3 protein-coding genes are annotated in these 3,477 nt (G+C 67.4%); 1 reads left to right on the top strand and 2 read right to left on the bottom strand.

Features of this window, described 5'->3' with window-relative positions; all coding sequences use genetic code 11:
- Positions 1-175 precede the first annotated feature (175 nt).
- Positions 176-847: a TIGR04211 family SH3 domain-containing protein gene (locus IN820_RS20115; RefSeq protein ID WP_193682667.1), complete on the bottom strand. Its 672-nt coding sequence runs from the start codon at positions 845-847 to the stop codon at positions 176-178.
- A 330-nt stretch (positions 848-1,177) separates the two neighbouring features.
- On the opposite strand from IN820_RS20115, the gene IN820_RS20110 reads away from it, so the two are divergent.
- Positions 1,178-1,819, top strand: coding sequence for an acetoacetate decarboxylase family protein (locus IN820_RS20110; protein WP_193682666.1), 642 nt, complete (start codon positions 1,178-1,180; stop codon positions 1,817-1,819).
- A gap of 4 nt (positions 1,820-1,823) precedes the next feature.
- Here the strand turns inward: IN820_RS20110 and IN820_RS20105 are convergent, their stop codons facing one another.
- On the bottom strand, positions 1,824-3,242 hold the full coding sequence (locus tag IN820_RS20105) for a hydroxysqualene dehydroxylase (protein WP_193682665.1): 1,419 nt from the start codon (positions 3,240-3,242) through the stop codon (positions 1,824-1,826).
- Between the last annotated feature and the right edge of the window lie 235 nt (positions 3,243-3,477).

The following is a 3,477-nucleotide window of genomic DNA, read 5'->3' as shown; positions in this document are numbered from 1 at the left end:
GCCTGGTCCGGGCGATGTTTTTGGTCCCGGTAGGGTGGGCTTCAGCCCACCACAGGCCAGGTACGGGTTCCGTGTGCGCATACTGCCCCGAGTGCGATGGCCTGCAGGGCCTGGTTCGCGAGCATGGCTCGCTCCTACGGTACTTTCCAAGTCCGCGAGGAGGTGGCCGAGCGCCTCAGAACCAGCGGTCGTTGCGCTTGCGGCCACGGGTCAGCAACGGCAGGATCAGGCCCAGCAGCAGGCCCGCGCCGGCGATGCTGCCGCCGTAGATCATGTACTGCATGAGAACCTGCTTGTTCTCCTCACCCAGGCGCGCCTGGGCGGCGCGCAGCTCCGACTGGCTCTCGGTCAGCTCGGTTTCGAGGGCGACACGACGTGCGTCCAGTTCATCGATCAGCGCCTTGCGCGAATCCAGCGTCTCCTGCATGCCCTGCACGCGCGTCTGCCAGCTTTCGTCGATGGTCTCCAGCTGGTCGGTGAGTTCGGCGACCCGCTGTTCCAGCTGCGGCAGGCGCTCGGCCTGGCCGGGCATTTCCTGCAATTCCTTGCTGGGGATCCAGACGGTATTGCCGGACTCGGAGCGCACCTGGCTGTAATCGCCCTGGGTGCCGATCAGCTCGACCCTCTGCCCGGAGGTCAGGGTACCGACGATGCGATAGCCGTCCGTAGGGCCGCTGCGCACGAAGGTGTCGAGGCTGTCGCTGACCCAGCGGTCGCTCGATTCCTGCGCATTGAGCGTGCCGGCCGTGCCGAGCAGCGCGCCAAGCAGGCCCGCGCCGATGATCTGGCGCGCGATGGAGAACTGGAAGCGGGAAAGCAAAGCGGAAAAATGAAGAGATATGGACATGAAGGGGCACGTAAATAAGGAAATGACAAGGCCCTGACGAGCGGGGCGGTGAGGGCTTGGGCACTGTCTGGCGGGGCTCTGCCGGAAACGCGACGACCGGCGCAGCGCTGAAGCAGCCGGTTCGGTTGGTGGCTGCGTGCATGGCGCTTCGCGCTGGGGCACATGGCCCCGGGTGCCGTCCCGTAGGGTGCGTCAGCTGACAGACCGCTCGGGTCGGTGAAAGTTCAGGAAGGGGATTTGGCGACAGCTGTTGCCCGGTCGCGTACGCGCCGGGCAGACGACTGATGCGTCGGCTCCGGAACCCGCCGAGCTGCGCGGCGTCTGTGGTACATGGACAGATTCGACGAAACCGCCTACCCCGAAGCCCCCTGGCACCTGACCGGCAGCGCCTGTGTGTCGGCCTGGCGGGTGCCGATGCGCGAGCTGCCGCCGGCACCGAAGGGGCTCGCCTACGCCACGCTGGGCGACAGCGCCCTGGTGCTCAGCATCTGGGCGGCCTATCTGCCCGGCGGCACGCTGGCCTATAACGAGCTGGCGGTGGTCGCGGCGGTGCGGCGCCACGGCATGCTGGCGCCCGCCGGCACGGTGACGCACGTCTGGGTCGACGACGAACGCTCGGCCGCCGGCGGTCGCCGATTGTGGTCGATCCCCAAGCAGCCGGGCGTCTTCACCCTCGAGCCGCGCATTGGCGAGCGCGATTTCGCCGCTCAGCTGAGCGCCGACGACCAGGCGCTGGCCGCGGTCCGCTTCGAGCCGAACCTGAGCCTGCCCGGGCAGCCGAGCGCCAGCGGTTTCGTGATCCAGCAGAACGATTGCGGTCTGTTGCGCACCCGCTGCCAGGGCCGCGGACGGCTGGTCACCGGGCGCGCCCAGTGGGACTTCGCTCCCAGCGGCCCGCTGGCCTTCCTGCATGGCCGAACGCCGCTGTTCAGCCTGTACGTGCGCGATCTGCAGGCCTCGTTCGGCATCTGAACGATCAGAAATCCTCGCCGGGTCCGCCGGACCTCAACCAGCGGCCCAGGCCGCCTGGCTTCGGCGGCGGCAGCGCCAGCGCCCGATGCACCCCGCATGCGGCGAGCACCGCTTCGGCCGCCAGCGCGCCGGATCGGGTAGCGCTCTCCATGCAATACGGCAGGCCGCTATCCACCCAGTCGCCGGCCAGCCACAGACCCGGTTCCACGGCTGTGCGCGGCCGCGCCGTCTCGGTGCCGGGAAACGCCGCTGCAATGGCCATCGGAATGCGGTGTACCGAGGCCGAAAGCAGCACTGCGCGCTGCGCTTGGGGGGCGAATTCGGCGATTTCCCGACGCGTGGCTTCGATGATCGCCGCGTCGGACAGATACTCGACCCGCTGGCTCCAGATGATGTTGCTGGCGATCAGCGCAGCGCTCCGGGTGGCTGGGCGAATGTTGCTGAGGTTGTAGAAATCGGTGTTGAAGCGCTCCGGGCACCATGGCCGGGCCCAGAAGCGAGTGGTGGTGATCGGCCGGTCGAACCACAGGTAGCAACTGATGTAAGGGCTCGGCTGGAAGCGTCGGGCCGTCTGCGCCAGCGCGTGCGTTTCGGGCAGCAGCGCGGCGATTGCGGTCGGTTGCACGGCCAGCACCACCGCCGGCGCCTCCACCTCGGCACCATCGTTCAAGCGCACGCCGGTGATTCGCCCTTGGCCGCGCAAGAGTCCGTCCACCGCGCAACCGAACTGCACGTCACCGCCATGGCGACGAATGAAGTCGATCGCCGGCCAGGCATAGAGGTCGCTGAGCCCGACCTTCGGCATGCCGAAGGCGATATCGTTGTGGCCGAGCGCCTGACCCAGAAGGCGCATCAGCGACGCCGCCGAGCAGCGCTCGACCGGGACCGCAAGCATGGCGATGGCCGCCGAGGCCCAGAACCAGTCGATGAAGAAGTCGCTGACCCCGCACCGTTCCAGATGCTCGCGGCCGCTGCGGTCGTCCAGCCGCATCAACTCCGGCGCGCTGCTGCGTAGCGTGTTCCAGGCCAGCCGCGTGTTGCTGAGCAAATGGCGCAAGGGCACGCTCGGCAGGATGCGCGGCAGGTTGCGCAGGTAATGCAGCGGTGCCGGCAGCCCGCCGACCTTGAAGCGCATCGAGCGACCGCGATCGAACACGACCAGCAGCTCTTCGGTTTGCCACAGCACCTGATCCGCCGTGCCCAGCCGCTCGAGCAGGGCGCACATGTTGGCGTATTTGTTGATCAGGATGTGCGGGCCGATATCGACGCTGTCAGCCATCACCGGGTCGAACCAGCTCCGTGCGCGCCCGCCGGGCACGTCGGACGCCTCGAAGACACTGACCTTCAGGCCTGCCTCGGCGAGCCAAACCGCAGAGGACAAGCCGGCGATACCGGCGCCGATGATGACAACGTCGGGCCTCATGCGGGCGTGACGCGGCGAGGTGATCGGAAGGGCATCGCAGCTCCTTTGGGCGTCGGGTCTATCTCTGACTCCCATGGCCGCTGAAGATGCCGCGCCGAGCTGACGATCCCGACCGCCATTGCCGTTGATCGCCGGCAAGCGGGCCCTCATCAAACATCAATAACCGTTTGTTTTTATTGGATAAATTTTAGAGATTCGCCAGTTCGTAGGGTGGGCAACGGCGAAGCCTTGCCCA

Origin of the sequence: Pseudomonas lopnurensis (genome assembly GCF_015070855.1) — a bacterium.
GTDB lineage: Bacteria > Pseudomonadota > Gammaproteobacteria > Pseudomonadales > Pseudomonadaceae > Stutzerimonas > Stutzerimonas lopnurensis.
This window is presented reverse-complemented; position numbering and strand designations above follow the sequence as displayed.

What these genes read in the sequence shown, in the direction of transcription:
- IN820_RS20115 (WP_193682667.1), bottom strand. Translation starts at nt 847, where the DNA reads ATGTCCATATCTCTTCATTTTTCCGCTTTGCTTTCCCGCTTCCAGTTC.
- IN820_RS20110 (WP_193682666.1), top strand. Translation starts at nt 1,178, where the DNA reads ATGGACAGATTCGACGAAACCGCCTACCCCGAAGCCCCCTGGCACCTG.
- IN820_RS20105 (WP_193682665.1), bottom strand. Translation starts at nt 3,242, where the DNA reads ATGAGGCCCGACGTTGTCATCATCGGCGCCGGTATCGCCGGCTTGTCC.